Genomic DNA, 25,921 nt, shown 5'->3' with positions numbered 1-25,921 from the left:
TGGCTGCGGGTTCCCGGGTTGCGCCTTTGGCTTCACCCGGTCCCACAGGAAGCAGGTGTAGGGCTACGCAGGTAGTGCGCGCATGGGTTGTTTGCGTACAGGCGCATCGCCGGCAACGTAGTAGCTGGCCGTGCTGCGAGGCAGAGGCTGGCGGCCACGAATGCGGTCGGCGATTTTCTCAGCCATCATGATGGTAGGGGCGTTCAGGTTGCCGGTAGTGATGATCGGCATGATGGACGCATCTACTACACGCAGCCCTTCCATGCCGTGCACACGGCCTTGGTCGTCGACCACCGCCATGTCATCCGTGCCCATCTTGCAAGAGCAGGAAGGGTGGTATGCCGTTTCAGCGTGTTCGCGGATAAACGTATCCAACTCTTCATCGCTTTGCAGGTGGGCGCCAGGTGAGATCTCGCGGCCCCGGTACGGGTCCAAGGCGGGTTGAGCCATGATTTCCCGGGTCAGGCGGATGCCATCACGAAACTCCTGCCAATCCTGTTCGGTGGCCATGTAGTTGAACAGGATGCTGGGGTGCTGGCGTGGGTCGCGAGACTTGATGCGCACGCGGCCGCGGCTTGGGGATCGCATGGACCCCACGTGAGCCTGGAAGCCATGCTCCTTCACCCCTTTGCTGCCGTTGTAATTGATGGCTACGGGCAGGAAATGGTACTGGATGTTAGGCCATTCGAACTCGGGCCGTGAGCGAATGAAGCCACCGGCTTCGAACTGGTTGCTGGCACCGATGCCCGTGCCATTGAACATCCACTCGGCGCCAATGGCCGGCTGGTTCCACCAAAGCAGGGAAGGGTACAGCGACACGGGCTGAGTGCACGCGTACTGCAGGTACATTTCCAGGTGGTCCTGCAAGTTCTCGCCCACACCGGGCAAGTCATGCACAACAGGCACACCCATCTCCTGAAGCAGGGCAGCCGGGCCTACGCCGGAGCGCTGAAGGATCTGCGGCGAGGCAATCGCGCCGCTACACAGCAACACTTCCTTGCGGGCACGAGCTTCGACTGGGCTGGTGCTGTCGCCCTCTAGATAGGCCACGCCTACCGCGCGCTTGCCCTCGAACAGAATGCGGTCAGTCAGGGCGTGGGTCACGATGGTGAGTGCATCCCGTGCCTTGGCTTGGTCCAGGTAGCCACGTGCAGTGCTGGCGCGGCGGCCTTTAGGCGTAACGGTGCGGTCCATCGGGCCGAAGCCTTCCTGCTGGTAACCGTTCAGGTCGTCGGTGCGCGGGTAGCCGGCCTGTACGCCCGCTTCGACCATGGCGGCGAACAACGGGTTATTACCGGCCTTGGGCGTGGTAACGCTTACGGGGCCGTCGCCGCCATGGTAATCGTTGGGGCCGATGTCACGGGTCTCTGCCTTTCGGAAGTAGGGCAGACAGTCCAGATAGGACCAGTTCTCCAGCCCTGGCAGTTTTGCCCAGCCATCGTAGTCCAGGGCATTGCCGCGGATGTAGCACATGCCGTTGATCAGGGATGAACCGCCCAAGCCTTTGCCACGGCCACACTCCATGCGACGGTTGTCCATGTGGGGCTCGGGGTCGGTTTCATAGGCCCAGTTGTAGCGCCGGCCTTGCAGGGGAAAGGCCAGGGCGGCCGGCATCTGGGTACGGAAGTCGGCGCGGTAGTCTGGGCCACCGGCTTCAAGCAGCAGCACACTCACGTTGGCGTCTTCGGTAAGGCGGGTAGCCAGTACGTTCCCGGCCGAGCCGGCACCGATGATGATGTAATCGTATTCTTTGGTCATAGGGCACCTTTTGGATGCGGCGGCCTACCTGGCAGGAAGGCCGCGAGAAAAAATGACGCGCCTTTAGAACACGGACGCGTAGTCGCCCAGTTCCACCTGTACGGATTTGATCCGGGTGTATTGAGCGAGGGAGGAAATACCGTTTTCACGGCCTACACCGGACTGCTTGTAACCGCCCACCGGCATCTGCGCTGGCGATTCACCCCAGGCGTTGATCCAGCAAATGCCGGCTTCCAGGCGATGAATGATGCGGTGAGCGCGGTTCAGGTCTGGGGTCACCACACCAGCGGCCAGGCCGAAATCAGTGTCGTTGGCACGGCGGATCACTTCGTCTTCGGTGTCGTACGCCAGAATGCTCATCACCGGGCCGAAGATCTCTTCGCGCACAATGGTCATGTCGTCGCTGCAATCAGTGAATACGGTAGGCGCCACATAAGCACCCTGGGCGAACGCACCGTCTTGCAGGCGGCCGCCGCCACACAGCAACCGAGCCCCTTCGGCCTTGCCCTTCTCGATATGGCCCAGCACGCTTTCCATATGCGCGAAGCTCACCAGTGGCCCGAAATTGGTGTTTTCGTCCAGTGGGTCCCCGGCACGAATACGTTTCACCCGTTCCAGTACCTTGGCTTCGAAGGCGGCTTTCAACTCAGCCGGCACGAAGACCCGTGTGCCGTTGGTGCACACCTGCCCGGAGCTATAGAAGTTGGCCATCATTGCGATGTCGGCGGCTTTATCCAGGTCCGCATCCGCGCACACGATCAGGGGTGATTTACCCCCCAGCTCCATGGTGACTTCTTTCAAAGACGAACTAGAAGCACTGGCCATGACTTTCTTGCCCGTGTCGGTGCCACCGGTGAAGCTTACCTTCTCGATGCGGGGATGTTCGGTGAGCAGGTTACCCACTTCCCGACCACTGCCGGTGAGTACATTGAACACACCATCAGGCAAACCCGCTTCGGTGAAGATTTCTGCCAGCTTGAGGGTGGTCAGCGACGTCACTTCGCTGGGCTTGAAGATCATGGCGTTACCAGCGGCCAATGCAGGTGCGGATTTCCACAGCGCAATCTGGATCGGGTAGTTCCAGGCGCCGATGCCAGCCGTTACGCCCAAGGGTTCGCGACGGGTGTAGACAAAGGAAGTGTCACGCAACGGAATCTGCTCGCCTTCGATGGCTGGAACCAGGCCGGCGTAATACTCCAGCACGTCGGCACCGGTCACGATGTCCACGTAGCGGGTTTCCGAGTACGCCTTGCCGGTGTCCAGGGTTTCCAGCATGGCCAGTTCGTCGTTGCGTTCACGCAGCAGGTCCACCGCCCGGCGCAGGATCCGCGAACGCTCCATGGCGGTCATCGCGGCCCAGACCTTCTGGCCTTTTTCCGCGCTGGCAACGGCTTTTTCCACGTCTGCCGCCGTTGCGCGCTGCACGTGAGCGAGTACTTCACCGGTGGCTGGGTTGATGGCGTCGAATACAGCGTCGCCGCTGGCGTCCACGTAACCACCGTTGATGTAGAGTTTTTGCAAGCCAAAACGGGCCATGTGATTCCTCGCGAAGTCCGGGGTGCCGTCGGCATTGCCGAGGCACTGGGGTTGATGGCGAACGGGCCTCAGGCAGTGGGCGCGTGCTTCGCCAATTGCAGGTCTAGGTATTCGTAGGCGATGCGCAATGCCTGATCGGTGTCGAACGCATCGCCGGAAAGTGCGCCTCGCAGCCATAGGCCGTCGATCAGCGCTGCCAGCCCGCGGGCAGCATTGCGTGCCTGGGCGGCGGGCAGCACTCGGCGAAACTCGCAGCACAGGTTCGAATACAGCCGGTGATCGTTGATACGTTGCAGCCGGTGCAGGGAAGGTTGATGCATGCTGGCGGCCCAGAAGGCCAGCCAGGTTTTCATGGCTGGGCTGCTCAGCTGGCTGGCGTCGAAGTTGCCTTCGATGATGACCTGCAAATGAGCACGCGCACTGCGGTCGCTCAAGGCCTTGCGCCGTATGGCCACGCTGGTTGCCAGTGCGCGCATCAAGTAAGCCATGGTGGCCTGGATCAGGCCGTTCTTATCTTGAAAATAGTGGCTGATGATGCCATTGCTCACGCCCGCTGTTTTGGCGATTACCCCAATACTGGCGTCTGCCATGCCGACTTTGTCCACGGCGTGCAGCGTAGCCTCGATCAATTGCTGGCGGCGAATAGGCTGCATTCCAACCTTTGGCATCAGTGCGTTTCCTCCTGCTCCGGCGACACAGGGAGTCGACATCGGCTGCGCCAGTGTAGTTTATTTTGATTGATCGTTCAAATAAAGAAAAACGACCCCGTAGGGTCGCTTTTAACTATTGCAGCAACTTCAGGCGTTAATTGGCCTTGCGCAGAGGCACCACGCCTTCGTTCGCCGGTGCCTCTTCAGCCGGGTGGCCCAGGCTTTTACCCAGCAAGGCGTGGTACAGCTCGGTATCTCCCAAAATGCCTACTACGCGGTTCTGCTCGTGCAGCACCAGCTTGTGGCCCGTGTGATAACGAATTTCCAAGGCGTCACGCATGCTCACTTCAGCGGCCACCAGTGTTGGCCTGCGCCCAAGGCTTTCGACCGGCTGGCCAGGCACCCAGGTCTGGATGTCCATGGGGGCATCGCCCAGGCGGCTGCCTTTAAGAGTGCTTTGCTCGCTTAATCCGAACCAGGCATTGCTGCCTGGGTCCAGGCAGATTTCGTTGTCCAGCCGCTTGCAGGCCGAAAGTGGCCGCATCAGGCTGCGCCCGCACAGCACGTTCAAGGGGTTGGTATGGGCGACGAAGGTACGCACGTAGTCATCGGCGGGGTTGAGCACAATCTCTTCGGGCCGTGAATACTGGATGATCTTGCCGTCCTTCATGATCGCAATGCGGCTACCCAGCTTGAGGGCTTCATCCAGGTCGTGGCTCACGAACACGATGGTTTTCTGCAGCTTGCGCTGAAGGTCCAGCAGCTCATCCTGTAGGCCTTGGCGAATGAGTGGGTCCAGCGCAGAGAAAGGTTCGTCCATCAGCAAGATGTCGGCGTCCATGGCCAACGCCCGTGCCAGGCCCACCCGCTGTTGCATGCCGCCGGACAGCTCATCGGGTTTCTTGTTGCGCCATTGGGTGAGGCCCACCAGTTCCAGTTTTTCATCCACCAGGCGGCGACGTTCATCACTGGGGCGGCCCTGCATTTCCAGGCCAAAGCTGATGTTTTCGCGCACCGTAAGCCAGGGCATAAGCGCGAACTTCTGGAACACCATGGCAATGCGCTTGGTGCGCATCATTTTCAGTTCGGCGGCTGAGCATGAGGCAATGTCGATTTGGCTGCCTTCGTGCTCCACGAACAGTTTTCCGCGGCTGACCGTGTTCAACCCATTGATACAGCGCAGCAAGCTGGACTTTCCTGAGCCGGAGAGGCCCATGAGCACGCAGATCTCGCCTTTGTTCACCTCCAGGTTGGCCTTCTCGACGCCGACCACCTGGCCGGTGCGCTTGAGAATTTCCGGCCGGCTCAGGCCCTCGTCCAGCAGCCGGAGGGCTTCCTTGGGCTGCTTGGTAAATACAACGTCAACGTCTTCGAAGCGAATGATGCTCATGCGTCACCTCCGACTTTCACATCGGGTTGTTTGCAGATGCGGTCCAGCATGATCGCCAGCAGCACAATGGCCAGGCCGGCTTCGAAACCTAACGCGATGTCGGCTGTGTTCAACGCGTTGACCACAGGCTTGCCCAAGCCGTCTGCGCCTACCAGGGCCGCGATCACCACCATCGACAATGACAGCATGATGCATTGGGTCACACCCGCTGCAATGCTCGGCATGGCATGGGGCAATTCGATCCGGGCCAGCAGCTGCCTGCGCGAACAGCCAAAGGCTTTGCCAGCGTCCATCAGCTCCTGGGGCACGTCACAGATGCCCAGGTAAGTCAGCCGGATAGGGGCGGCGATGGCGAACACCACGGTGGAGATCAGCCCCGGCACCACGCCCAGGCCAAACAGGGTGAGGGTAGGGATGAGGTACACGAAAGTGGGTACGGTCTGCATCAGGTCCAGTATGGGGCGCAGGAGGGTATAGAACAGCGGGTTATGCGCCGCAATAATCCCCAGCGGTACACCCAGCGCCACGCACACCACGGTGGCAAAGGTGACCTGCGCCAGGGTTTCCATGGTTTCCTGCCAATACCCCAGGTTGAGGATAAGCAAGAACGATAGGGCCACGAAAATGGCCAGGCTGATCTTGCGCTGAATGAAATAGGCCAGCCCGGCAAAAATCACCACAAGTGCCAGGGGCGGAAACCAGGTAAGGGCTGCCGTAAGGCCGTGGATCATCGCTTCAAGGGTGGAGGCGATCCAGTCGAATACATTGGCGCCGTGTTGGGTAAGCCAATCGACGAATGCAGCAATGTGTTCGCCTAGTGGAAGTTTATGGTCTGTCAGCATGGTGGGGCACCTGCCTGCAAGGGGAGCGGTTCCCGGCAGGCTGGCTGCCGGGGGTTCAGCAGTTACTGCGTAAGTTTGGCCTTCACGGCCTCAAGCCCTGGCTTGCCATCGAGCGTGGTCACGCCAGCCAGCCAGGTGTCCAGCACCTGTGGGTTCTTTTTGAGCCAGGCCTTTGCGGCAGCGTCCGGCTTCATCTTGTCGTCCAGTATGTTGCCCATTAGCGTGCTTTCCATGGGCAGTGTGAACGACAGGTTCTTCAGCAACTGCCCAACGTTGGGGCAGGCTTGAGCGTAGCCTTTGCGGGTATTGGTATAGATGGTGGCTTGCCCGAAGTTGGGGCCGAAGAAATCATCCCCACCGGTCAGGTATTTGATATTGAAGCGGGTGTTCATGGGGTGGGGCTCCCAACCCAGGAACACGATACCGGTGTGGCGCTTCTGAGCCCGGTCTACTTGAGCCAGCATGCCCGCTTCGCTGGACTCCACCACCTTGAAGCCGGCGTCTTTGAGGCCGAATGCGTTTTTATCGATCATGGACTGGATCAGCCGGTTGCCGTCGTTGCCCGGCTCGATACCGTAGATTTTGCCGTCCAGTTTGTCCTTGAACTTGGGCAGGTCAGCGAAATCTTTCAGGCCCGCCTCCCACAGCTCCTGAGGTACGGCCAGGGTGTACTTGGCGTTTTCCAGGTTAGCCCGCAGGGTTTCCACCGTCCCTGCTTCGCGGTAGGCCTTGATGTCGTTTTCCATGGTGGGCATCCAGTTGCCCAGGAACACGTCCATGTTCTTGCCGTCGGCCAGCGACTTGTACGTCACCGGTACCGAAATCATGGTGGTCTTGGTGGTGTAGCCCAGCGCCTGGAGTACTGCGCTGGTAACCGCTGTGGTCACGGTGATGTCAGTCCAGCCCACGTCGGAGAAGTTCACGGTGCTGCATTGCGCCGGGTCCGCGGCCTGGGCGGCCAGCGGTAAACACAACGCGGCGGCCAGCAGTAGCGATGGTGCAGCTCTCATCGGGTGAACTCCTTGTGTTGTCTAGGGGGCGCAAGCCGTTCATGGGGGCTGCAAGCCGGCGATTGCCGAGGCGGCAAACGAGGCGGCCACGGCTCCGTCCAAACGATCATCCAACAGCGCCGGGCAAACGCCTACTGGGTGAGTCGCATCCAGTACAGGGAGGGTCGTATCCAGTACCAGTGAGGTCGTATCTGGCATTTGCCCTGCGGGGCAAGGCGTTTTGGCGTTGCGTTTTCAATGAAAACGACACCGTGGGGAAGGCGTTGGCGAGCAAGGCCAAGTCGGTTGCAGACGTGCCAGGCTTGGAGAAAAGCCCATGATGCAGGCCAATGCAGCCGCTCAACCTACTCACCTATCTGCATTCAGGAGGTCTGCCTGCCATGGCAATCAGCGTGTTCGACCTGTTCAAGATCGGCATCGGGCCTTCCAGCTCGCATACCGTCGGCCCCATGCGGGCTGCCGCCCTGTTTGCTCAACAGTTGGCAGCACAGCAGGTGCAGGCGCAGGTGAAACGCATCGAGGTCCGGTTGTATGGGTCTTTATCGGCCACAGGCATTGGCCATGGCAGCGACAACGCTGTGATCATGGGGTTGACGGGCGCCTGGCCAGACACGGTTGCCCCACACACCATCCTGCCCGTGGTGGCAGCGCTTAAGCAGACGGGCGAGTTGTTGCTCAACGGCCAGTTTCCGGTGCGATTCGACTGGGCGCGGGACATGCAATTGCTGGAGGAGAACCTGCCCTATCACCCCAATGCTATGACGCTGGTGGCACACGGCGCGGGTCAGGTACTGCTCGAAGAAACCTATTACTCCGTAGGCGGGGGCTTTGTGGTAGATGCGGCCCAGGCGGCTTCCGGGCGGCTGGATAACGACACCACCGAATTGCCCTACGATTTCAACACGGCAGCGCAACTGCTTGAACTGTGTGAGCGGCACGGGTTGCGGGTATCGGCCCTGATGCTGGAAAACGAGAAGGTGTGGCGCAGTGAAACCGACATCCGTACGGGGCTGCTGACTATCTGGGCTGCCATGCAAGCGTGCGTGCATCAAGGGCTGGCGGAGGAGGGCATACTGCCAGGCGGCTTGAACGTTCGCCGCCGTGCGGCACGCCTTCACCGCAGCCTTCAAGAGCTGGGCAAACCCAACGTGATCGGCTCTACCCTTACCGCCATGGAGTGGGTAAACCTGTTTGCCTTGGCTGTAAACGAAGAAAACGCCGCAGGCGGGCGTATGGTCACTGCACCCACCAATGGCGCGGCGGGAATCATTCCGGCGGTATTGCACTACTACATGAAGTTCAGCGAACAGCCCAGCGACGACGATGTGGTGAACTACCTACTGGCCGCAGCGGCAGTGGGCATTCTGTGCAAAAAAAATGCGTCTATCTCTGGGGCTGAGGTGGGCTGCCAGGGGGAGGTAGGCTCTGCCTGTGCCATGGCCGCCGCAGGGCTGGCGGAGATTCTGGGGGCCACCCCTGCCCAGCTGGAAAACGCCGCAGAAATCGGCCTGGAGCACAACCTGGGCCTCACCTGCGACCCCGTAGGCGGGCTGGTACAGGTGCCCTGCATCGAGCGCAATGCCATTGCCGCAGTAAAGGCCATCAACGCAGCGCAAATGGCGCTTCGGGGCGATGGCAGCCACTTCATTTCCCTGGACCGGGTGATCCGCACCATGCGGGATACGGGTGCAGACATGCACGACAAGTACAAAGAGACCTCGCGGGGCGGGTTGGCGGTGAGTGCTATCGAGTGTTGAGGCCTGGGCGCAAAGGCGCGTGGTTGAGCCGCTAGTGATGTGATGGGCAGTGGCTGGAGGCTGCCACAGCCCCCCAGCGATATCAGTGTGCCAGGATGAACGGTTGGAACCTGATCCAAGGCTTTGCCACTGATTCTGCATCACGTAGCTGTTTACACAATAAAAGACGCCCTAGCGTCCCGTCTCAATCCCCGAGTCCCATCCCATGGCACTAGAAACCTATCGACTGTTGGTCGACCAGATTTGCGAACAAACACTTATTCCTAACCCTGCCGCGCTGTATGAACGTACCAATCTTACGATTCGTGAGGTCAACTTTACGCTGCGCCACTTGGAAGAAGGTGAGCACGGCACCGTCGTAGTGCATTGTGATTTCGGTGCGCTGCCTACCCGAGGGCGCGAAGCGGTGCTTTTGCGTCTGTTGGAAACCAACTTTTACGCGTTCGAAGGTCCCTCCGCACCCGTACTGTCATTCAGTGACCAAACCCAGCGGGTGGTGCTGTCCTGCAAGCTGCCCTTGGTGGTCGACGCCTCTATCATATTGTTCCTGCTAAGCCAGTTCGCCGACATGGCCAAGGCTTGGCGCGCTGATTTTTTCCTGAGTAATGACAAAAACACTGCACCTGCGGCTTCGGCAAGACGTGCCTCTACTACCTTGACGCGCTCTCTGGGCGCTCCCGTCTTTCGTTGATTGGAGGAACCCCCATGCCCGTTCAAGGCGCAGGCAGTACATCACCCATACGCTCTACCCAGCAAATCACTGAGGCGGCCAGTAGCTCCCGTCAGCCCGCAATTGCAGCACACCCTTCAAGCGAAAGCGTTGGAGGCCATATGCCCACCAGCAACGCGCTTGAGTTGTTTGAGCAAGCCGGCCCACCTAAGGCAGGCGGTGAGTTGAGAGCCAGCGCAGGTGCATTGGCGCAGAAGCTCCAGCAGAACCCAAGCAACCTGTTGGCCCTGCAGACCGAACAGTTGACTTTGCAAGGAGAGCTGCTCAAAGCGTTACCGACCACGGCCTATGAGGACATCGTAGGCAGTTTGCACGAGGACCTAAAGGCCGCCCTAGCCCATGAGAGTGCACCGCTAGAAAGTGCAAGCGTTGCAATTGGCGAAGCATTGGTACCTCTCGCTCAGCATGAAAGTGGAGTGGTGGATACCAAGCAGTTATCTGCTGCGCTCAACAACCACTCCAATGCTTTGGCCGAGCACCTGCAGGTTGCCCATGCACGTTACGAAGAAGTCTTGAAAACGCCTGATTTACCTGCTGCGCAAAAAGCCAATATTGAACGTAGCCGCGACGCGTTCGTAGATTATGCTATCCGTGTAGGTACGCAGACAGATCGTATGCTTACAGATAGCATCAACAGCTGTAGTGAGCGTGCAGATCAGCTTCAAGAGCAGGCAGACAAGGCCAAGAAAGAAATCGAAAACGCTGGGCCTGGCAAAGCTAACTCCCAGACCGTTGAGGAGCATAGGCAGCTTCAGAAAAGTAGTGAAAGCTGGAAGGCCGCGAGTCAGCTAATGAAGCAGGTCAAGAAGGACTATAAGCCACCTGAGGAATTGGCCGCTGCCGTCCACAATGCCAAATTACCCACAGTGCTGGCGAAATTTGAAGAACAATCTAGCTTCTTCAATAAAATTCGCGCGCTCCTACCCAAACTGTTTCAGCAACTTGTGGCGTCTGCAGGGCATTTCGGTGCGGTGCGTGCAGCGATCGAATGGGCGTTGCGCAATGCCAATTTTGGCGCTCGGGTGACTGGGGCAGGGGCAGGTCTCGGCGCATCCCATGAGTTGATTAACAATACCGTTCGCCCTTGGGTCAATGAACTGCTTGTATCGCTGACAGGCAGGGAAGTGCGGCCAGTCAAATTTTCTGAGGTTTCCAGTCAGCCCACCGAGCAATACACGGTCGATGGTGTTAGCCATAAACGAAGCCCTGCGGAAATGGCGGCTGCAAAAAAAGCTTACAACGAGTTCAAAACACGCTTCGCCGAAGCGCAAAATAATCACAAGTTTGGCACCATGAAAGGTGAGCTGGAGTTCTTCAGCGGCTTCGGTTTGGCACAGGGCATATTGGAAGGGCTTGTGGATGCAGGTGTGGTGCCAGCGAAAACCATTCCGGCGCTTGTCTTGGCCTCGGCAACGGGGGGGGCTGTTTCAGCGAGCTTGCAGACATGGAATCAGCTGACAACTACTGTCAAGGATGACCAAGGCCGAGAGGTGCGGACTCATGTTCCGGTCGGGGTCGACAAAGCCCTTTTGGACAGGTTAGGGAAAGTGACTAAGGACGGCTTCAAGGCAATCGACCTTAGAAGCCCAGACGTACAAGAAGCCTTTCTGAGCAAGATGTACGGGGCAATCCAAGGTGTCACGATTTCAACAGCGGTGTCTGACTATGTGAAAGACCTGGATTTGGACAAGCCTGCACACATTGCTTCAAAAGTGTTTGCATCCAGTTTCGGCCCCGCCTTGACGTTGTCGTCTTTTTTCGCAGCGATGCAGAACAAGATCGAGGCTAAGAAAGGAGGCACTGGTCGGATGGGCAATGTGGGCAACAATTTGTTGGCGCCTGACCGTGAAACCTTGCCACACACTACTCCTAAGGACACCAAGTCGCGCAAGTTTGAGAATTTAATCCACCGAGGCCGTGGCGTATTGCAAGCACCTTCGCAGGCAACAACTGTGGCTAGTGCTGCCTTGGTTCAAAGCGTGCTGCATCCTTCTGCAACGGCAAAAAGCTTCGCAACTATGATGCGTGGTACTCCAAGCACGAGCCAGGAAAGCCAAATAGAAATGGGTCAAATGGGCCGGCCGAGCTAATCAGGCAGGCGATGAATGGTTTGTCTTTGGGTTGCCGTTATATCGGCGCCCAAAGACAGCCAGCTGTACGGTCCTAGAGCTGTCAGTGACAAATATTGAGCAATTGAAACCCTTAGGGTCGGTGTTCAATCACCAACCTGCGCTTTTTTTGCTCACGTAATGACGCAGTGCTGCTTTTTAGCCCATTGTTACGCGGTGGTCACCTGTGCTCAATCTCGTGTGGCCAACCGCACCCTGCCTTTACGAATTGCTACCAAACTCCCCACGCCCTGCGCTGTACGCCTCACCCAACCCTGCCATTGCAAGGCATGGCCAACCGATACCAGACCGTTTGCGACGTCGTTTTCAGGTTTTATTGAATGCGCATTCAAGGTTCGGCACGGCAATTGCTCCAGTGAATAGTAGAAAAAGAGCCCTCAGCCTGGGGCCACCTACGAATCAGAGGAGATACTGCGATGACGTCGTTCAACTCCGGGGCTCAACCCCAGACCCGTGCGCCTCAATCCATCGGTTTTTTGCTGCTGGATAACTTCACGCTGATTTCCCTCGCCTCGGCGGTCGAGCCCCTTCGCATGGCCAACCAGTTGTCTGGCCGCGAGCTGTACCGTTGGACCACCCTCACCGCCGACGGTGGCCAGGTATGGGCCAGCGACGGCCTGCAAATCACCCCCGATGCTGGCATGTACCAGGCCACTGCCTTGGACAGCGTGATCGTGTGCGGTGGTGTGGGCATACAGCGTACGGTGACCCGTGAGCACGTGACCTGGTTGCAGAGCCAGGCCCGTCAGTCGCGCCGCCTAGGGGCGGTGTGTACGGGTAGCTGGGCCCTGGCCTGTGCTGGTTTGCTGGATGGCTTCGACTGCAGCGTGCACTGGGAATGCCTGGCGGCCATGCAAGAGGCCTTTCCCCGCGCCACCATGAGCACGCGGCTGTTTACCCTGGACCGTAACCGTTTCACCAGCTCCGGCGGCACTGCCCCTATGGACATGATGCTGCACCTGATCAGCCGCGATCATGGCCGTGAACTGTCTGCGGCTATCTCGGAAATGTTCGTGTACGAGCGGATTCGCAACGAGCAGGACCACCAACGTGTACCGCTCAAGCACATGCTAGGCACCAACCAGCCCAAGTTGCAGGAAATCGTGGCGCTGATGGAGGCCAACCTGGAAGAACCGATTGACTTGGATGAGTTGGCCGTTTACGTGGCCGTTTCACGCCGGCAACTGGAGCGGCTGTTCCAGAAGTACCTGCACTGTTCGCCTTCACGCTACTACCTGAAGTTACGCCTGGTGCGGGCGCGCCAGTTGCTCAAGCAAACCCCTATGTCGATCATTGAGGTCGCGTCCGTGTGCGGCTTTGTGTCCACACCCCACTTTTCCAAGTGCTATCGCGAATACTTCGGCATTCCGCCCCGCGACGAGCGTGCAGGGTCCAACACCACACAGCAGGTGACCTTGCTGCCGATTCCGCAAGGCATGGTACTGCCGCCGCTTTCAGGGCCGTTGGCAGCGTTGAGCCAGGCGCGCAACGAGTCCACCTTCGCCAGCGTAAGGGTGTAGGCCACGCGTGGGCGGCTTACTGCCGCCCGAACTGCGCCAAGGCTGGTAACAAGTTACGATCGATGGCCTGCCGCACGGCGGGCAGCAACGTTGCACTGCCGCCCAACAGCTGCTCCACCATGCCTCGCAGTGCCTTGGCACGGTGCGTATCCAGCCCTCGAACGGCACATTCGCAGGCCTGCTCTGCGCTGGCCCCTGGAGGCATCTCGAACCCCAGGGCACGCAATTTGCCCAGCAGGTCGTCCTGATCGATCAAGTCAGCGTGCATCATGTGAAGCGTCCTTTGGAGGGGCGTTTACTGGATTGTGATCAGGCCACTCCTGGCCCGCAATACCTCGCGGGCCGAGATGGCAGGGGTGGGTATGAACGGGTCGTTTTTTAGCCCTGGCGGGGTGCCAAGGCAATCACACGGCCGGCCCAAGGCGGAGGAGCGAACGCGGCCTGCTGCTGATACAGGTGGTTCAGCATTTCTGAGGCGTGCTGTGCAAAGGGTGCGGATCGCGGCCCGTCCAGCGTCACATGCAGCAGCATTTGCTCACTGGCGGCCAACGCTTCACCACCGCCAGGCCGGTGCAGGCTGTGATACAGGTGCACGCGCTTGTGGTCGTGGGCCAATACACGGGTGTGCACCTCAACGGCTTCACCCTGCTTGACCTCATGCAAGAAGTTCAGATGGCATTCCAGGGTAAACAGCGAGCAGCCTGTGACCTGGCGGCCGGCCTCGTCCAGCCCGATGCGGTCCATGAAACCATCGGTGCCATAGCTGAACAGCAGCAGGTAGAACGCATCACGCAGGTGGCCGTTGTAGTCGGTCCATTCGGCGGCCACCTCGCCTTGCCAGGTTATCAAGGGCTCAGTTATCAAGGGCTCGCTCATCAAGGGCTCAGTCATCAGCGGCTATCCCATGGGCCTGCTGGGTGTGCTTCACAGCAGCCATGACCGCGAGCAGTGCATCATCGCGATAGCGTTCCAACGCGGCAATGCTGTGAGTGCCCAATTGCTCAGCGGTACCGTCGACCACGTCGTCGATCAGTTTGTCCGTGAGCGCAGGTGCGGGAAGGTACGTCCAGGGCAATTGCAAGGCAGGGCCAAACTGCTGCATGAAGTGGCGCATACCCGCCTGGCCTCCCGCCAGGGTATAGGTCAGGAACGTACCCATGAACGACCAGCGCAACCCGGCGCCGTAGCGAATGGCGTCGTCGATTTCACCTGTGGTGGCCACGCCGTCGTTAACCAAGTGAAGGGCCTCGCGCCACAACGCTTCCAGCAAACGGTCGGCAATAAACCCTGGCACTTCCTTGCGCACGTGCAGGGGCCGCATGCCCAGGCGGCGATACACGTCGCTGGCCGTTTCGATGGCCTGCACGCGGGTGTGCTGGCCGCCGACCACTTCCACCAATGGCAGCAGGTACACCGGGTTGAAGGGGTGGCCTACCACACAGCGTTCGGGATGGCGCGCACTGGCGTAGAACTCACTGGGCAGCAGCCCGGAGGTGCTGGAGGCAATGATCACGTCAGGCCGTGCCGCTGCGCTGATCGCCTCGTGAAGCTCCCGTTTGAGTTCAAGCCGCTCGGGGGCGCTTTCCTGGATAAAGTCCGCGTCGGCGACGCAGGCTTCGATAGTGGCCGCCATGCGCAGTCGCTCAGGCGAAGCGCCGGGTGCCAAGCCCTGCTTTTCCAGCGCAGGCCAGGCATTGGCCACGCGTTGGCGGATAGTGGCCTCGGCGTTAGGGGCAGGGTCCCAGGCCACTACATCCAGGCCATGGGCCAAGGCCCGGGTGACCCAGCCGCTACCAATCACACCGCCACCCAACGCCGCGAAAGTTTTAACGTCGCTCAAAAAAGTCATTGCGCTACCTCGTTAACCACGGCGGGCCAGGTTCATTTTTTCACGGCCTTGGGCCGGGGTAAGAATGCGTGCACCCAGCCGCGTGAGGATTTCGCTCACCCGCTCCACCAATTGCCCATTGGTGGCCAGCACGCCCTTTTCCAGCCATAGGTTGTCCTCCAGGCCTACCCGCACGTTGCCCCCCAGCAACACCGCTTGGGCAGCCATGGGCATTTGCATACGGCCAATGCCGAACGCTGCCCAGGTCGCCCCGCCAGGCAGGTTGTCGACCATGGCTTTCATGGTGGTTGTGTCAGCAGGTGCACCCCACGGAATGCCGAGGCACAACTGGAACAATGGGTCGTGCAACAACCCTTCGGCGATCATTTGCTTGGCGAACCACAGGTGGCCGGTGTCGAAAATCTCCAGTTCGGCTTTCACTCCCAGCTCAGTGATGCGTTGGGCGCCGGAACGTAATTGCGTGGGCGTGGAGACATAAATCGTGTTGCCATCTCCAAAGTTGAGGGTGCCGCAATCCAAGGTGCAGATCTCGGGCAGCAGTGCTTCAACATGGGCAAGGCGGGTCAGCGGGCCAACCAGGTCGGTGCCTGGGCCAAATTCGGTAGGGCATTCGCCTGGGCCGATTTCCAGGTCGCCTCCCATACCGGCGGTGAGGTTGACGATGATGTCCACATCCGCTTCTCGAATACGCTCCATTACCTCACGGTACAGGGCAACGTCTCGGCTGAAGCGGCCGGTCTGCGGGTCACGTACATGGCAATGAACCACGGTGGCACCGGCTTTCGCCGCTTCTACCGCGGCTTCAGCAATCTGTTTTGGCGTAACGGGCACATGGGGGCTGCGTGCCGTGGTGTCACCTGCGCCAGTGAGGGCGCAGGTAATGATCACATCATGGTTCATGACAGTTCCTCAGGGCGAGCGCTGCCGCTTGCGTTAAACACAACGCAAGGGCAGGGCAGGCAGGGTCAGTGGGTGGTCAGGCGCAGCTTGCTGTCGGCAGGCTTACCGTCGAAGGTTGTTACGCCTTCCAGCCAGCGTGCGCGATCCTGGGGGTGGTCCTTGAGCCACTGGCGTGCGGCATCCAAGGGCTCTTTATGGTCGAGCAGTGGTTGCATCATGCGGCTTTCATCTGCCGCGCTAAACGTCAGGTTGCTCAGCAGCTGATTCACATTAGGGCAACGGCTAGCGTAGTCCGGCGCTGTAACTGTCCAAACTGTGGCTTTCCCTTCGTCCGGGCCCAACGCGCCTTCGCTGCCCGTCAGGTAGGTCATCTTCAGGTTGACGTTCATGGGGTGGGGCGCCCAGCCGAAGAACACAATGGCTTCATTACGTTTCACGGCACGGGCAACGGCTGACAGCATGCCAGCCTCACTGGACTCCACCAGCTGGAAGTCGCCCAGGCCAAACTGGTTGCTGGCAATCATCTGCTTGATCTGGGTATTGGCACCCGACCCCGGCTCAATGCCGTACAGCTTGCCGCCCAGCTCTTTCTTGAAGCGGGCAATGTCCGCAAAGCGCTTCAGCCCTTTGTCCGCCAGGTAGCTGGGCACTGCAAGCGTTGCACGGGCATCGGCCAGGCTAGGTGTGTCGAGCACACGCACCTGTTTCTGGTCCACAAAGGGCGTGATGGTGGCGGTCATCAGGGGGTTCCAATACCCCAGGAACAGGTCCAGGCGCTGGTCCCGAATGCCTGCAAAAATGATTTGCTGGGAAGCGCTGGTCTGCCGTGTTTCATAACCCAACCCGTCCAGCAGTACCTGGGCCAGGCTGCTGGTGGCAATGACATCGGTCCAGTTCACGACGCCAAGCCGCACGCTTTTGCAGGCCGCCGTATCAGCGGCCTGCACCAGCGGAACAGCAGTAGCGGTAAGCAACAGCACACAGCCGCAGATTAACCTTTTCATGGTGACGTTCTCTGGCAGGGCATTTTATTGGTAGGGGGTGTCTGTGCACCCTGCCCAAGAGCCTACGCCTGAGGGCGCAGCGGCAAGCGCACTGTGGCGACCGGGACTTGCACTCGGGCGACCGTCGCGCTATTAACCGTCGCATTCCCCTTGAGCCGCACCCATGCCCGAGATGTTCCACTTCCTGTTGCTGCCTGGCTTCTCTGCGTTGGGGTTTATCAGCGCGTTGGAGCCGCTGCGGGTCGCTAACCGGTTTAGGCCAGGGTTGTATCAATGGCGGGTACTAAGCCTTGACGGCGGTGCCGTACTGGCCAGCAATGGCATGTCCGTTAACGCAGATGCCGGGCTGGAGGCGCTCCCGCCAGGTGCCCGTGCGTTGCTGGTGGCGGGTTTCGAACCCTTGAAAGCCTACTCAGGCGCCTTGCGTACCTGGTTGAGAAAGGTAGCTGGGGACGGCGGAACCTTAGGCGGCATCGATACGGGTGCCTTCGTCTTGGCTGAGGCGGGCCTGCTAGGCGATGCCCGAGTAACGTTGCACTGGGAGGCCATCAGCGCGTTCAAGGAGCGCTGGCCTTCAGCGAACGTAACCCAAGAGTTGTTCGAGATCGATGATCGGTTGATTACGTGCGCCGGCGGTACCGCATCGATCGACCTGATGCTGGATCTGATCGCCCAGGCCCATGGCAGTGACCTGGCCATGGAGGTGTCGGAGCAGTTTGTACTGGGCCGCATCCGGCCCCGCCAGGACCACCAGCGCATGGCCTTGGCCTCACGGTTCGGCACACGTAACAAGAAGCTGCTTCATGTGATTGCTGCCATGGAACAGCACACCGAAACGCCGTTGACCACTTCAGCGCTGGCCGCTTCCATAGGCGTCACACGCCGCCAGCTGGAGCGGTTGTTTCAGGTTCATATGCACAGCACGCCCAGCCATTTCTACCTGGGGTTACGCCTGGACAAGGCACGGCAGCTGTTAAGGCAAACGGCATTGAGCGTGACGGAAGTGAGTATTGCCTGCGGCTTCGAACTGCCGTCGTATTTTGCACGGTGCTACAAGGGGCGGTTTGGGCGGTCGCCACGGCAGGACCGAGCTCAATAGCAAAGGTTTGATCACCACAGGCCCCTGGCATTTTCGATCTTCTTAGCCTGAAAGCTAGCATATTGCTAGTTACCCAAGCTTGAGCGTTGCGCTCAAATAGAGCCTTAAATATACAGAGGCATGGAAGATAATGGCCATTTATTGGAAACCAGGCTGGCTCGGTGTGATCTTGATCATGTTGGCAGGGTGCGCTTCTCCTGGCGGCGCGCCAGAGAAAAGGTTGGCTGCAGAAGGCAGTATCGAATCGGTATTTGAGCTGAAGGCCAGCGACAAGATCACGCGTGCGCCGGCCGCTGAAAGAGCGAAAGGCATGGAGCCTGCTCTTTCAACGGTACTCGAAAACCCCGCGACCATGAATGCATGGTTTGTCAACGCAAAACCCGAGACGGTTTCTCATGATAAGTCGGTACTGTCTGTACCGCTTCCAGACGGTAAAACCGTTCGCTTTAACCTGCGCCAATTCGGGAACGAAGGCGGGTTGCCAAACTGGATCGGAGACATGCCCTCAGGTGCGCAACAGCCTGTGGTTTTGCCAGGGCAAGCAACGTTCAATCCATTCGGTTGGGCGTCTCTGGTGCGTGACGGAAACCAGGTGGTAGGTGATATACACGTGGGTGAGCAAGTGTATCAGTTGTACCCTCTAAGCCAAGGGCGGCATGTACTTGTACAGGTAGACGAGGCAAAGCTGCCACCCGAGGCCAAGCCCATCATGGTTGGCGATGTTAGGCAGCCGGAGAAAAAGGCTGGTACAGAACACAGTACTATCCGCGTGCTGTTTGTAACGACCAACCAACGTCGGCAGCGCTCTCCCAATTACAGAGCTGAACTAATTAATGCATTGGCAGAGTCTAATCGATTCCTGCGCAATAGCGACGTTGCTATTACTTATCAGCTTGCGGGATTCTATGACGCGGATTATGACGAAACAGGACAGGTTTATAAAGACCAGCTGTATGCTTTGAAGGGGCCGGATACACCGCTTGCTCGGGCAGTTTACATCCACCGTGATGAACTCCAGGCAGACCTCGTTTCAATGTATTCGACAGCCAGTGAGTACTGCGGCATGGCTTTCGCTTCGTCAAAAAAGGAAACAGGCTACACGGTCGTGAGTTGTCTTATTTCGCTAGCGCATGAGCTGGCTCACAACCTTGGCGGGGCAGATGGATGGCACCCTGAGCCTGGGTCGGGGTATAACCATGGCTATAAACATGAAACCGATCCTGTATTTCACACAAGAATGGTCACTTCCCATGGCGCCATTCCTTATTTTTCCAATCCTCGCCTTAGCTACCAAGGATTAGCCCTAGGGACGGAACGGCATGATATGGCCAGGCAGCTGAATGACTACAGGGAAACAGTTGAAAATTTCTATCCCAGCCCCGAAGAGAGCGGTACGCGGATAACAAACGTTGCGCGCGAGCAGGCGGGAGCGAAGGCTTGCCTTAAAGCAGAGGGTTCGACTGTGGTGTTTGCCGAGTGCTTTTCCGGAGGGGCTCTTGAAGCAAGGCTTTGGAAGCGCGAGCAGAGGCCTTCATATTTCTTGATCAAGAACTTTAAGGCGCAGCAGGATAGCGCGCCAGACGCCTGCTTGAAGTCCAATGTTCTGGCACCCTGCCCTGACATAGCATTGCCTGCCCAAATGATGAATTGGACCAAGATAAAGGTTAGCGGGAACCGCTACAGGCTCCAGACCACCTGGCTCTTAAACAATTACTGCCTGGCTGCACAAGACGGCATTGACACATTGCAGACGGTGCGATGCAAGGTGGACGATCCAAAGCAGCAATGGGAGTGGCAATCACTTTAAAGCGCGGTTTGCGATGTGGAAGGCTCAAAGCGTTGGCTGGGCAAGTGGCCTGTGTATTACAGGTTAGTGACATCGATTTCGTAGGCTTTCATTTCCGTGGCCACAGCTGAACGCTGAGCCTCAAAGCGCTCGGCTTCGAAATCCGCTTCCCAGCAGGTCCGCTCAATGGGTAACCGGGTCTTGGGTGCTTTGGGGTCAGGGGTGCCGCGTAGTTGTATCACGCGCAGCCTGGGCACATGGCCTTCAGGCAGGCTCAGCCGAACCAGCAAGTAGGTGGCCATGTTGCTGTCACTGGCACTATAGGGCAGGGGGGCTGAGCCATCGGAATGAGTGGCAATCACGTGGCGAACGATGGTTTTGAAGCGGGTGTTCGGCGGCTGCTTGGGTGGCGTGCTCCCATTGAAGATGTCTAACCAGATGCCACTGGCAGGCGTATAAACCTGCTGGGTTTGCTGCCTATTAACCTGGCTCCAACCCAGCGCATGCAAACGCTGAATAAACGTATCTAGCCATGCCTTGGGTGAGGCTTCTGGATCGTACAGACGTCGAGCATACAAGGAGGACAGCCGCACAGTGGCTAACAGGTCTTCATACAGGGCTGTAGCTGCAGAGGTTGGGTCAGTCATAGCTTGAACCTCTGGTTGGGCAACCACCCGCCGCCGCGGCGGCAGGTGGCTGGTTTGGTCGGTCAGAAGTCCAGGCCCAGGATGTCATCGGCCTGGGAGGCCAGCTTGCGATTCACCGCATCACGCAGCGCGTTGAACTGGCGTACGCTGAAGGTGCCTTGCTGAGACGCGCGGTACACACGGGTGGAGGCCTTTTCAAATTCGCGGGTGACCGTGCCTGTGTTAACGGCATGGTCGTAGGCGATCTGGAAGCTCTTCATGTGCATGATAGGCATGCCCTGCGGGCTGATCTCGCAATCCACGGCCTGGAAGGTGCTCGACTTGCCCGAAACGCTGGTGCTGCTGCGTTCGAACAGGTTCTTCGCAGCCGGTGCAACGGCAATGGCATTGAAGCTGCGACCCAGGCAGCGGGCCATGCGGTGCTTGTGGCCTAAGTCACGTGCAACCAATGTGACCGCGATGCTGGCGAGGGTAGCTTTGTCCTGGTCCATGGCCTCTTCGGCATGGGCCGCGCCGGTCATGGTCCAGCCCAGTTTGGCCAGCCCGTTGGTGTAGTAGTTGTACCACTCGCGCTGCTGGGTTTCTTTGTTGAAGGCTTTTTCAGAGGACAGGCCAATCAGGCGCATGCTGGCTGCCACATCTTCAGCGATGCTAGCGGGCACATTGTCTGCGAAGATGCAGACGGTGCTGCCGATCAGCAGTACACGCTCTTCGCCTTCCTTCTTCAGCGCAGCAATGGCTTGTTCTACGGGGGTTTTGGGCAGGGACAGCTGGTTTACGAATGCTTCGGTCATGGTTTCCATTCCTTAGTGCTTACATAAGGCTGGCCCGTTGGGGCCGGCCCGCACTATGGAAGCAACCAGGGGTTGCTCATAACCGACAAATGCTTCCTCTGCTAACGCATCACTGGTCGGGAGCGTCGTTTTCCTCGCCTTGGGTCCCCAGTGTCTGCAGGTATTCGCTGCGCTCGTCACTGCGTTGGGCCATGCAGTCATTAAGGGCGGTCTGGCTGGCGCTGCCGTTCTTGTCAGCTTCCAGTATCTCTACAGAGCAATCGGCATCCCGCAGCTTGCGCCATAGCTCTTGGGCAACTTTGACCTTTGCCAAGTAATCCTTGAGCACAGCAGGCTGGTCGCCATATTGCCCGCTTATACGGGCATTGAGGCCATTGTAGGCATCATTGAGCTCGCTTTCGGCGGTTTTACGGTTGTACACCGAGCAATCCAGGCTTTGCTGGCTGGTTTCAACGCTGTCGCATGGCGTAGGGCCATCTTCGTTGGCAGCCTGTGCGCCTATGGCGATAAACGCCAGTATCCATAACCAAGATTTCATTCCATGCCTCTGGGCGGTGCAACAAAAGGTCTATGAATTCTGGCTCAAGGCTGGGCCGATGAACAGCCAGGTGGAGGAGTTTCATCTTCGAAGAAGGCCAAGCCTGCGCAGCGCTACGTGCCCTTGACGCTTTTGGCATTTGATCGGTCGTTTTTGCATCCGGGCGCCATGTCAGGGGGGCATATGCTGGCCTCCAAAGCGCCGGCAAACGATTCGGCGTAACGCTACCTGAAGGGACCGCCTGATGAGCCCAGCTTCGAGCCCAGCCGAATTACACGCCGACAGCATCGTCATAGATGGGCTGATCATTGCCAAGTGGAACCGTGAGCTGTTCGAGGACATGCGCAAGGGCGGCCTTACTGCAGCGAACTGTACCGTTTCAGTGTGGGAAGGGTTCAGGGCCACCGTAGACAGCATCGCCGCCAGCCAGAAGCTGATTCGCGAGAACAGCGACCTGGTGATGCCTGTGCGGACCACAGCCGACATTCGCCGTGCCAAGGAACAGGGCAAGACCGGCATTCTGTTCGGTTTCCAGAACGCCCATGCCTTCGAAGACCAATTGGCCTATGTAGACATCTTCAAGCAATTGGGCGTTGGCATCGTGCAGCTGTGCTACAACACCCAGAACCTGGTGGGCACCGGCTGCTATGAGCGTGACGGTGGGTTGTCCGGCTTTGGCCGCGAGGTGGTGGCCGAAATGAACCGTGTGGGCATCATGTGTGACCTTTCCCACGTGGGCTCGAAAACTTCTGAAGAAGTGATCCTGGAGTCGAAAAAGCCGGTCACGTACTCTCACTGCCTGCCCTCGGGCCTCAAAGAGCACCCCCGCAACAAGTCTGATGCCGAACTCAAGTTCATTGCCGACCATGGTGGCTTTGTAGGGGTAACCATGTTCGCGCCTTTCCTGGCCAAGGGCATCGATTCGACCATCGATGACTATGCCGAAGCCATCGAATACGTGATGAATATCGTGGGAGAAGATGCCATCGGCATCGGAACAGACTTCACCCAAGGGCACGGCCAGGACTTTTTCGAATACCTGACCCACGACAAGGGCTATGCCCGCCGCCTCACCAATTTCGGAAAAATCATCAACCCCCTGGGCATCCGCACCGTGGGCGAATTCCCTAACCTGACCGAAACCCTACTCAAACGCGGGCATTCGGAGCGGGTGGTGCGCAAGATCATGGGCGACAACTGGGTGCGCGTACTGGCCGACGTCTGGCTCGAATAACCACTGGCGTTATTCACGGGGCATAGCCCTGAAACAACCGAATACGAATTTTCTGGAGTTGAGATCCATGGCCAAACACGCCCCCGAATTGCCGATTGAAGTCGACAGCGAAACCGGTGTCTGGACCTCAGACGCCCTGCCGATGCTGTACGTGCCGCGGCATTTTTTTGTGAACAACCATATGGGTATCGAAGAGGTGCTAGGGGCCGATGCGTATGCAGAGATTCTTTACAAAGCAGGTTACAAATCTGCCTGGCACTGGTGTGAGAAAGAAGCCGAGTGCCATGGCCTGGAAGGCGTGGCGGTATTCGAGCACTACATGAAGCGGCTGAGCCAGCGTGGCTGGGGGCTGTTCAAGATCCAGGACATTGACTTGGAGCAGGGCACCGCCAGCGTGAAGCTGGAGCACTCTGCCTTCGTGTACGTGTACGGCAAGGTCGGCCGCAAGGTGGACTACATGTTCACTGGCTGGTTCGCCGGCGCCATGGACCAGATTCTCGCTGCCCGTGGCAGCACCCTCCGTACCGTCGCCGAGCAGGTGTACAGCGGTTCGGAAGAGGGCCACGAAGATGGCCTGTTCACCGTCAAGCCGTTGTAAGTCGAGGACACCCTGATGGCTTTCGAAGCGATGTTCCAGCCGATTCAGATCGGCAAGCTGACGATCCGCAACCGCGTGCTCAGCACGGCGCATGCCGAGGTGTATGCCACCGACGGCGGCATGACCACGGACCGTTACGTGAAGTATTACGAAGAGAAAGCCAAGGGCGGCATCGGCTTGGCCATTTGCGGTGGGTCTTCCAGCGTGGCCATCGACAGCCCCCAAGGCTGGTGGAAGTCGGTCAACCTGGCCACCGACAAGATCATCCCGCATTTCCAGAACCTGGCCGATGCCATGCACAAGCATGGTGCCAGGATCATGATCCAGATTACCCACATGGGCCGCCGCTCTCGGTGGGACGGCGACCATTGGCCTACCCTGATGTCGCCTTCAGGCATCCGTGAACCCGTACACCGCGCCACCTGCAAAACCATCGAACCCGAAGAGATCCAGCGGGTGATCGGCAACTATGCCCAAGCTGCGCGCCGTGCCAAGGAAGGGGGGCTCGATGGCGTGGAGCTTTCCGCCGTGCACCAGCACATGATCGACCAGTTCTGGAGCCCGCGGGTCAACAAGCGTACCGATGAATGGGGTGGCAGCTTCGAGAACCGCATGCGTTTTGGCTTGGAGGTGATCAAGGCCGTACGCGCTGAGGTGGGTGATGATTTCTGCGTAGGCCTGCGCATCTGTGGCGATGAATTCCACCCTGATGGGCTTAGCCATGAGGACATGAAGCAGATCGCGGCCTACTACGATGCCACAGGGCTGCTGGACTTCTTCGGCGTGGTGGGCTCCGGGTGTGACACCCATAACACCCTGGCCAACGTGATCCCTAACATGAGCTACCCGCCGGAGCCGTTCCTGCACCTGGCCGCCGGCATCAAGGAGGTGGTGAAGGTTCCGGTGCTGCATGCCCAGAATATCAAGGACCCTAACCAGGCCACGCGTATTCTGGAAGGCGGCTATGTGGACATGGTGGGCATGACCCGCGCCCACATTGCCGACCCGCACCTGATCGCCAAGATCAAGATGGGCCAAGTGGACCAGATCAAGCAGTGCGTAGGCGCCAACTATTGCATCGACCGCCAGTACCAAGGCCTGGATGTACTGTGCATTCAGAACGCGGCCACGTCTCGTGAGTACATGGGCGTACCGCATATCATCGAAAAAACCACCGGCGTAAAACGCAAAGTGGTGATCGTTGGTGCAGGCCCCGCGGGCATGGAAGCGGCACGCGTGTCGGCAGAGCGTGGCCATGACGTGACCCTGTTCGAAAAGAAGGAGCAGATCGGAGGCCAGATCAGTATTGCTGCAAAAGCCCCGCAGCGGGACCAGATCGCCGGCATCACTCGCTGGTTCCAGCTTGAACTGGCGCGCCTGAACGTTGACCTTCGCTTGGGTACAGCCGCAGACATCGACACCATTATGGACCTTCGCCCGGATGTGATCGTACTGGCAAACGGCGGGCACCCTTTTGTGGAGCAGAACGAGCATTGGGGCGCTGACGAAGGCCTGGTGGTCAGCAGCTGGGATGTGCTGGACGGTAAGGTAGCGCCTGGCAAAAACGTGCTGGTGTACGACACCATCTGCGAATTCACCGGTATGTCGGCGGCCGATTTCCTGGCCGACAAAGGCAGCCAGGTGGAAATTGTGACAGACGACATCAAGCCTGGCGTGGCCATGGGCGGCACTACTTTCCCCACGTACTACCGCAGCCTGTACCCCAAAGAAGTGATCATGACGGGCGACCTGATGCTGGAGAAGGTCTACCGCGAGGGCGACAAGCTGGTAGCGCTGCTGGAAAACGAATACACCGGCGCCAAGGAAGAGCGGGTGGTGGACCAAGTGGTGATCGAGAACGGCGTACGGCCCGATGAGGCGCTGTACTACGGCCTCAAAGAGGGCTCGCGCAACAAGGGCCAGGTGGATATCGAAGCGCTGTTCGCCATCGAGCCACAACCCGCCTTGAGCCAGCCGGGCGACGGCTACCTGCTCTACCGGATCGGCGATTGCGTGGCCCAACGCAACATACACGCTGCGATCTACGACGCCCTGCGCCTGTGCAAGGATTTCTAGCGCCAACTGTAGGAGCGTGGGGGGGGGGCGGACCGCGCGGGCCCCCGGAGGGGGCGGGGGGGGCCCGCCAAAAA

The 25,921-nt window shown here is 58.9% G+C and carries 24 protein-coding genes; 9 read left to right on the top strand and 15 right to left on the bottom strand.

All coding sequences use genetic code 11. The features are described from left to right. Positions 1-63: 63 nt before the first annotated feature. The 7 genes from betA to HBH25_RS15990 form a co-directional block, all read right to left on the bottom strand. The gene (gene betA / locus HBH25_RS16020; protein WP_168084941.1) at positions 64-1,758 is read right to left on the bottom strand and encodes a choline dehydrogenase; all 1,695 of its coding nucleotides are present in this window, start codon (positions 1,756-1,758) and stop codon (positions 64-66) included. Between the two features lie 63 nt (positions 1,759-1,821). Then, a complete protein-coding gene (gene betB / locus HBH25_RS16015) occupies positions 1,822-3,294 on the bottom strand; it encodes a betaine-aldehyde dehydrogenase (protein WP_168084940.1) in 1,473 nt (490 codons plus the stop codon). Between the two features lie 68 nt (positions 3,295-3,362). Then, on the bottom strand, positions 3,363-3,962 hold the full coding sequence (betI, locus tag HBH25_RS16010) for a transcriptional regulator BetI (protein WP_168084939.1): 600 nt from the start codon (positions 3,960-3,962) through the stop codon (positions 3,363-3,365). 136 nt (positions 3,963-4,098) lie between these two features. Then, complete coding sequence (gene choV, locus HBH25_RS16005) at positions 4,099-5,334, bottom strand: choline ABC transporter ATP-binding protein (protein WP_168084938.1); 1,236 nt, start codon at positions 5,332-5,334, stop codon at positions 4,099-4,101. Further along, the gene (gene choW / locus HBH25_RS16000; RefSeq protein WP_168084937.1) at positions 5,331-6,176 is read right to left on the bottom strand and encodes a choline ABC transporter permease subunit; all 846 of its coding nucleotides are present in this window, start codon (positions 6,174-6,176) and stop codon (positions 5,331-5,333) included. Before choW ends, choV begins: the two co-directional genes overlap by 4 nt. A 62-nt stretch (positions 6,177-6,238) precedes the next feature. Next, positions 6,239-7,186 carry a choline ABC transporter substrate-binding protein gene (locus HBH25_RS15995; RefSeq protein WP_168084936.1) on the bottom strand — a complete coding sequence of 316 codons (948 nt, stop codon included), beginning with the start codon at positions 7,184-7,186 and terminating at the stop codon, positions 6,239-6,241. 39 nt (positions 7,187-7,225) lie between these two features. Continuing rightward, a complete protein-coding gene (locus HBH25_RS15990; protein WP_168084935.1) occupies positions 7,226-7,384 on the bottom strand; it encodes a hypothetical protein in 159 nt (52 codons plus the stop codon). 182 nt (positions 7,385-7,566) lie between these two features. On the opposite strand from HBH25_RS15990, the gene HBH25_RS15985 reads away from it, so the two are divergent. The 4 genes from HBH25_RS15985 to gbdR all read left to right on the top strand — a co-directional run bounded on the left by HBH25_RS15985 (position 7,567) and on the right by gbdR (position 13,322). Next, positions 7,567-8,943, top strand: a complete 1,377-nt coding sequence (locus tag HBH25_RS15985; protein ID WP_168084934.1) for an L-serine ammonia-lyase — start codon at positions 7,567-7,569, stop codon at positions 8,941-8,943. A gap of 205 nt (positions 8,944-9,148) precedes the next feature. Then, entirely contained in the window at positions 9,149-9,634 is a 486-nt protein-coding gene (locus tag HBH25_RS15980; protein WP_168084933.1) for a CesT family type III secretion system chaperone, read from the top strand. A gap of 140 nt (positions 9,635-9,774) precedes the next feature. Beyond that, positions 9,775-11,763: a hypothetical protein gene (locus HBH25_RS15975; protein ID WP_168084932.1), complete on the top strand. Its 1,989-nt coding sequence runs from the start codon at positions 9,775-9,777 to the stop codon at positions 11,761-11,763. A gap of 455 nt (positions 11,764-12,218) precedes the next feature. After that, complete coding sequence (gene gbdR / locus HBH25_RS15970) at positions 12,219-13,322, top strand: choline metabolism transcriptional regulator GbdR (protein WP_168084931.1); 1,104 nt, start codon at positions 12,219-12,221, stop codon at positions 13,320-13,322. Positions 13,323-13,338: 16 nt separating this feature from the next. Here the strand turns inward: gbdR and HBH25_RS15965 are convergent, their stop codons facing one another. From HBH25_RS15965 to choX, 5 genes are all read right to left on the bottom strand, one after another. Further along, a complete protein-coding gene (locus HBH25_RS15965) occupies positions 13,339-13,593 on the bottom strand; it encodes a hypothetical protein (RefSeq protein WP_168084930.1) in 255 nt (84 codons plus the stop codon). Positions 13,594-13,700: 107 nt separating this feature from the next. Continuing rightward, positions 13,701-14,213 (bottom strand): thioesterase family protein, encoded by a 513-nt coding sequence (locus HBH25_RS15960; RefSeq protein ID WP_229631941.1) that lies wholly within the window; start codon positions 14,211-14,213, stop codon positions 13,701-13,703. After that, positions 14,206-15,171 carry an L-carnitine dehydrogenase gene (locus HBH25_RS15955; protein ID WP_168084929.1) on the bottom strand — a complete coding sequence of 322 codons (966 nt, stop codon included), beginning with the start codon at positions 15,169-15,171 and terminating at the stop codon, positions 14,206-14,208. The genes HBH25_RS15960 and HBH25_RS15955 overlap by 8 nt, the downstream gene beginning before the upstream one ends. A 12-nt stretch (positions 15,172-15,183) precedes the next feature. Continuing rightward, the gene (cdhC, locus tag HBH25_RS15950; RefSeq protein ID WP_168084928.1) at positions 15,184-16,071 is read right to left on the bottom strand and encodes a 3-dehydrocarnitine:acetyl-CoA trimethylamine transferase CdhC; all 888 of its coding nucleotides are present in this window, start codon (positions 16,069-16,071) and stop codon (positions 15,184-15,186) included. Between the two features lie 65 nt (positions 16,072-16,136). Further along, the gene (choX, locus tag HBH25_RS15945; RefSeq protein ID WP_168084927.1) at positions 16,137-17,075 is read right to left on the bottom strand and encodes a choline ABC transporter substrate-binding protein; all 939 of its coding nucleotides are present in this window, start codon (positions 17,073-17,075) and stop codon (positions 16,137-16,139) included. A gap of 163 nt (positions 17,076-17,238) precedes the next feature. Here choX and HBH25_RS15940 point away from each other — a divergent pair, with 163 nt between their 5' ends. Both HBH25_RS15940 and HBH25_RS15935 read left to right on the top strand, forming a co-directional pair. Beyond that, positions 17,239-18,174, top strand: a complete 936-nt coding sequence (locus HBH25_RS15940; protein WP_168084926.1) for a GlxA family transcriptional regulator — start codon at positions 17,239-17,241, stop codon at positions 18,172-18,174. Between the two features lie 130 nt (positions 18,175-18,304). Further along, positions 18,305-19,981: a metallopeptidase gene (locus HBH25_RS15935; protein WP_168084925.1), complete on the top strand. Its 1,677-nt coding sequence runs from the start codon at positions 18,305-18,307 to the stop codon at positions 19,979-19,981. Between the two features lie 56 nt (positions 19,982-20,037). On the opposite strand, the gene HBH25_RS15930 is transcribed toward HBH25_RS15935, so the two are convergent. The 3 genes from HBH25_RS15930 to HBH25_RS15920 form a co-directional block, all read right to left on the bottom strand. Next, entirely contained in the window at positions 20,038-20,607 is a 570-nt protein-coding gene (locus HBH25_RS15930; protein ID WP_168084924.1) for a hypothetical protein, read from the bottom strand. A gap of 62 nt (positions 20,608-20,669) precedes the next feature. Next, positions 20,670-21,401 carry a hypothetical protein gene (locus HBH25_RS15925; protein WP_229631942.1) on the bottom strand — a complete coding sequence of 244 codons (732 nt, stop codon included), beginning with the start codon at positions 21,399-21,401 and terminating at the stop codon, positions 20,670-20,672. Positions 21,402-21,510: 109 nt separating this feature from the next. Then, entirely contained in the window at positions 21,511-21,939 is a 429-nt protein-coding gene (locus HBH25_RS15920; protein WP_168084923.1) for a lysozyme inhibitor LprI family protein, read from the bottom strand. Between the two features lie 244 nt (positions 21,940-22,183). Here HBH25_RS15920 and HBH25_RS15915 point away from each other — a divergent pair, with 244 nt between their 5' ends. From HBH25_RS15915 to dgcA, 3 genes are all read left to right on the top strand, one after another. Next, positions 22,184-23,173: a dipeptidase gene (locus HBH25_RS15915; RefSeq protein ID WP_168084922.1), complete on the top strand. Its 990-nt coding sequence runs from the start codon at positions 22,184-22,186 to the stop codon at positions 23,171-23,173. A gap of 67 nt (positions 23,174-23,240) precedes the next feature. Next, positions 23,241-23,771, top strand: coding sequence for a DUF5943 domain-containing protein (locus HBH25_RS15910; RefSeq protein WP_168084921.1), 531 nt, complete (start codon positions 23,241-23,243; stop codon positions 23,769-23,771). A gap of 15 nt (positions 23,772-23,786) precedes the next feature. Continuing rightward, the gene (gene dgcA / locus HBH25_RS15905; RefSeq protein WP_168084920.1) at positions 23,787-25,847 is read left to right on the top strand and encodes a dimethylglycine demethylation protein DgcA; all 2,061 of its coding nucleotides are present in this window, start codon (positions 23,787-23,789) and stop codon (positions 25,845-25,847) included. The last annotated feature ends 74 nt before the right edge of the window (positions 25,848-25,921 follow it).

Source organism: Pseudomonas quercus (assembly GCF_012033695.1).
Taxonomy (GTDB): Bacteria; Pseudomonadota; Gammaproteobacteria; order Pseudomonadales; family Pseudomonadaceae; genus Aquipseudomonas; species Aquipseudomonas quercus.
Note: the sequence above shows the minus strand (reverse complement) of the source record. Positions and strands in the feature narration are given on the sequence as shown.

Excerpts from the sequence above, each read along its gene's own strand:
- HBH25_RS15915 (WP_168084922.1), top strand. The coding sequence starts at position 22,184 with ATGAGCCCAGCTTCGAGCCCAGCCGAATTACACGCCGACAGCATCGTC.
- betA (WP_168084941.1), bottom strand. The coding sequence starts at position 1,758 with ATGACCAAAGAATACGATTACATCATCATCGGTGCCGGCTCGGCCGGG.
- choV (WP_168084938.1), bottom strand. The coding sequence starts at position 5,334 with ATGAGCATCATTCGCTTCGAAGACGTTGACGTTGTATTTACCAAGCAG.
- HBH25_RS15935 (WP_168084925.1), top strand. The coding sequence starts at position 18,305 with ATGGCCATTTATTGGAAACCAGGCTGGCTCGGTGTGATCTTGATCATG.
- HBH25_RS15980 (WP_168084933.1), top strand. The coding sequence starts at position 9,149 with ATGGCACTAGAAACCTATCGACTGTTGGTCGACCAGATTTGCGAACAA.
- betI (WP_168084939.1), bottom strand. The coding sequence starts at position 3,962 with ATGCCAAAGGTTGGAATGCAGCCTATTCGCCGCCAGCAATTGATCGAG.
- HBH25_RS15960 (WP_229631941.1), bottom strand. The coding sequence starts at position 14,213 with ATGACTGAGCCCTTGATGAGCGAGCCCTTGATAACTGAGCCCTTGATA.
- HBH25_RS15985 (WP_168084934.1), top strand. The coding sequence starts at position 7,567 with ATGGCAATCAGCGTGTTCGACCTGTTCAAGATCGGCATCGGGCCTTCC.
- HBH25_RS15920 (WP_168084923.1), bottom strand. The coding sequence starts at position 21,939 with ATGAAATCTTGGTTATGGATACTGGCGTTTATCGCCATAGGCGCACAG.
- HBH25_RS15990 (WP_168084935.1), bottom strand. The coding sequence starts at position 7,384 with ATGCCAGATACGACCTCACTGGTACTGGATACGACCCTCCCTGTACTG.
- HBH25_RS15925 (WP_229631942.1), bottom strand. The coding sequence starts at position 21,401 with ATGACCGAAGCATTCGTAAACCAGCTGTCCCTGCCCAAAACCCCCGTA.
- gbdR (WP_168084931.1), top strand. The coding sequence starts at position 12,219 with ATGACGTCGTTCAACTCCGGGGCTCAACCCCAGACCCGTGCGCCTCAA.
- cdhC (WP_168084928.1), bottom strand. The coding sequence starts at position 16,071 with ATGAACCATGATGTGATCATTACCTGCGCCCTCACTGGCGCAGGTGAC.
- HBH25_RS15975 (WP_168084932.1), top strand. The coding sequence starts at position 9,775 with ATGCCCACCAGCAACGCGCTTGAGTTGTTTGAGCAAGCCGGCCCACCT.
- HBH25_RS15995 (WP_168084936.1), bottom strand. The coding sequence starts at position 7,186 with ATGAGAGCTGCACCATCGCTACTGCTGGCCGCCGCGTTGTGTTTACCG.
- HBH25_RS15955 (WP_168084929.1), bottom strand. The coding sequence starts at position 15,171 with ATGACTTTTTTGAGCGACGTTAAAACTTTCGCGGCGTTGGGTGGCGGT.
- dgcA (WP_168084920.1), top strand. The coding sequence starts at position 23,787 with ATGGCTTTCGAAGCGATGTTCCAGCCGATTCAGATCGGCAAGCTGACG.
- betB (WP_168084940.1), bottom strand. The coding sequence starts at position 3,294 with ATGGCCCGTTTTGGCTTGCAAAAACTCTACATCAACGGTGGTTACGTG.
- HBH25_RS15930 (WP_168084924.1), bottom strand. The coding sequence starts at position 20,607 with ATGACTGACCCAACCTCTGCAGCTACAGCCCTGTATGAAGACCTGTTA.
- HBH25_RS15940 (WP_168084926.1), top strand. The coding sequence starts at position 17,239 with ATGCCCGAGATGTTCCACTTCCTGTTGCTGCCTGGCTTCTCTGCGTTG.
- choX (WP_168084927.1), bottom strand. The coding sequence starts at position 17,075 with ATGAAAAGGTTAATCTGCGGCTGTGTGCTGTTGCTTACCGCTACTGCT.
- HBH25_RS15910 (WP_168084921.1), top strand. The coding sequence starts at position 23,241 with ATGGCCAAACACGCCCCCGAATTGCCGATTGAAGTCGACAGCGAAACC.
- choW (WP_168084937.1), bottom strand. The coding sequence starts at position 6,176 with ATGCTGACAGACCATAAACTTCCACTAGGCGAACACATTGCTGCATTC.
- HBH25_RS15965 (WP_168084930.1), bottom strand. The coding sequence starts at position 13,593 with ATGATGCACGCTGACTTGATCGATCAGGACGACCTGCTGGGCAAATTG.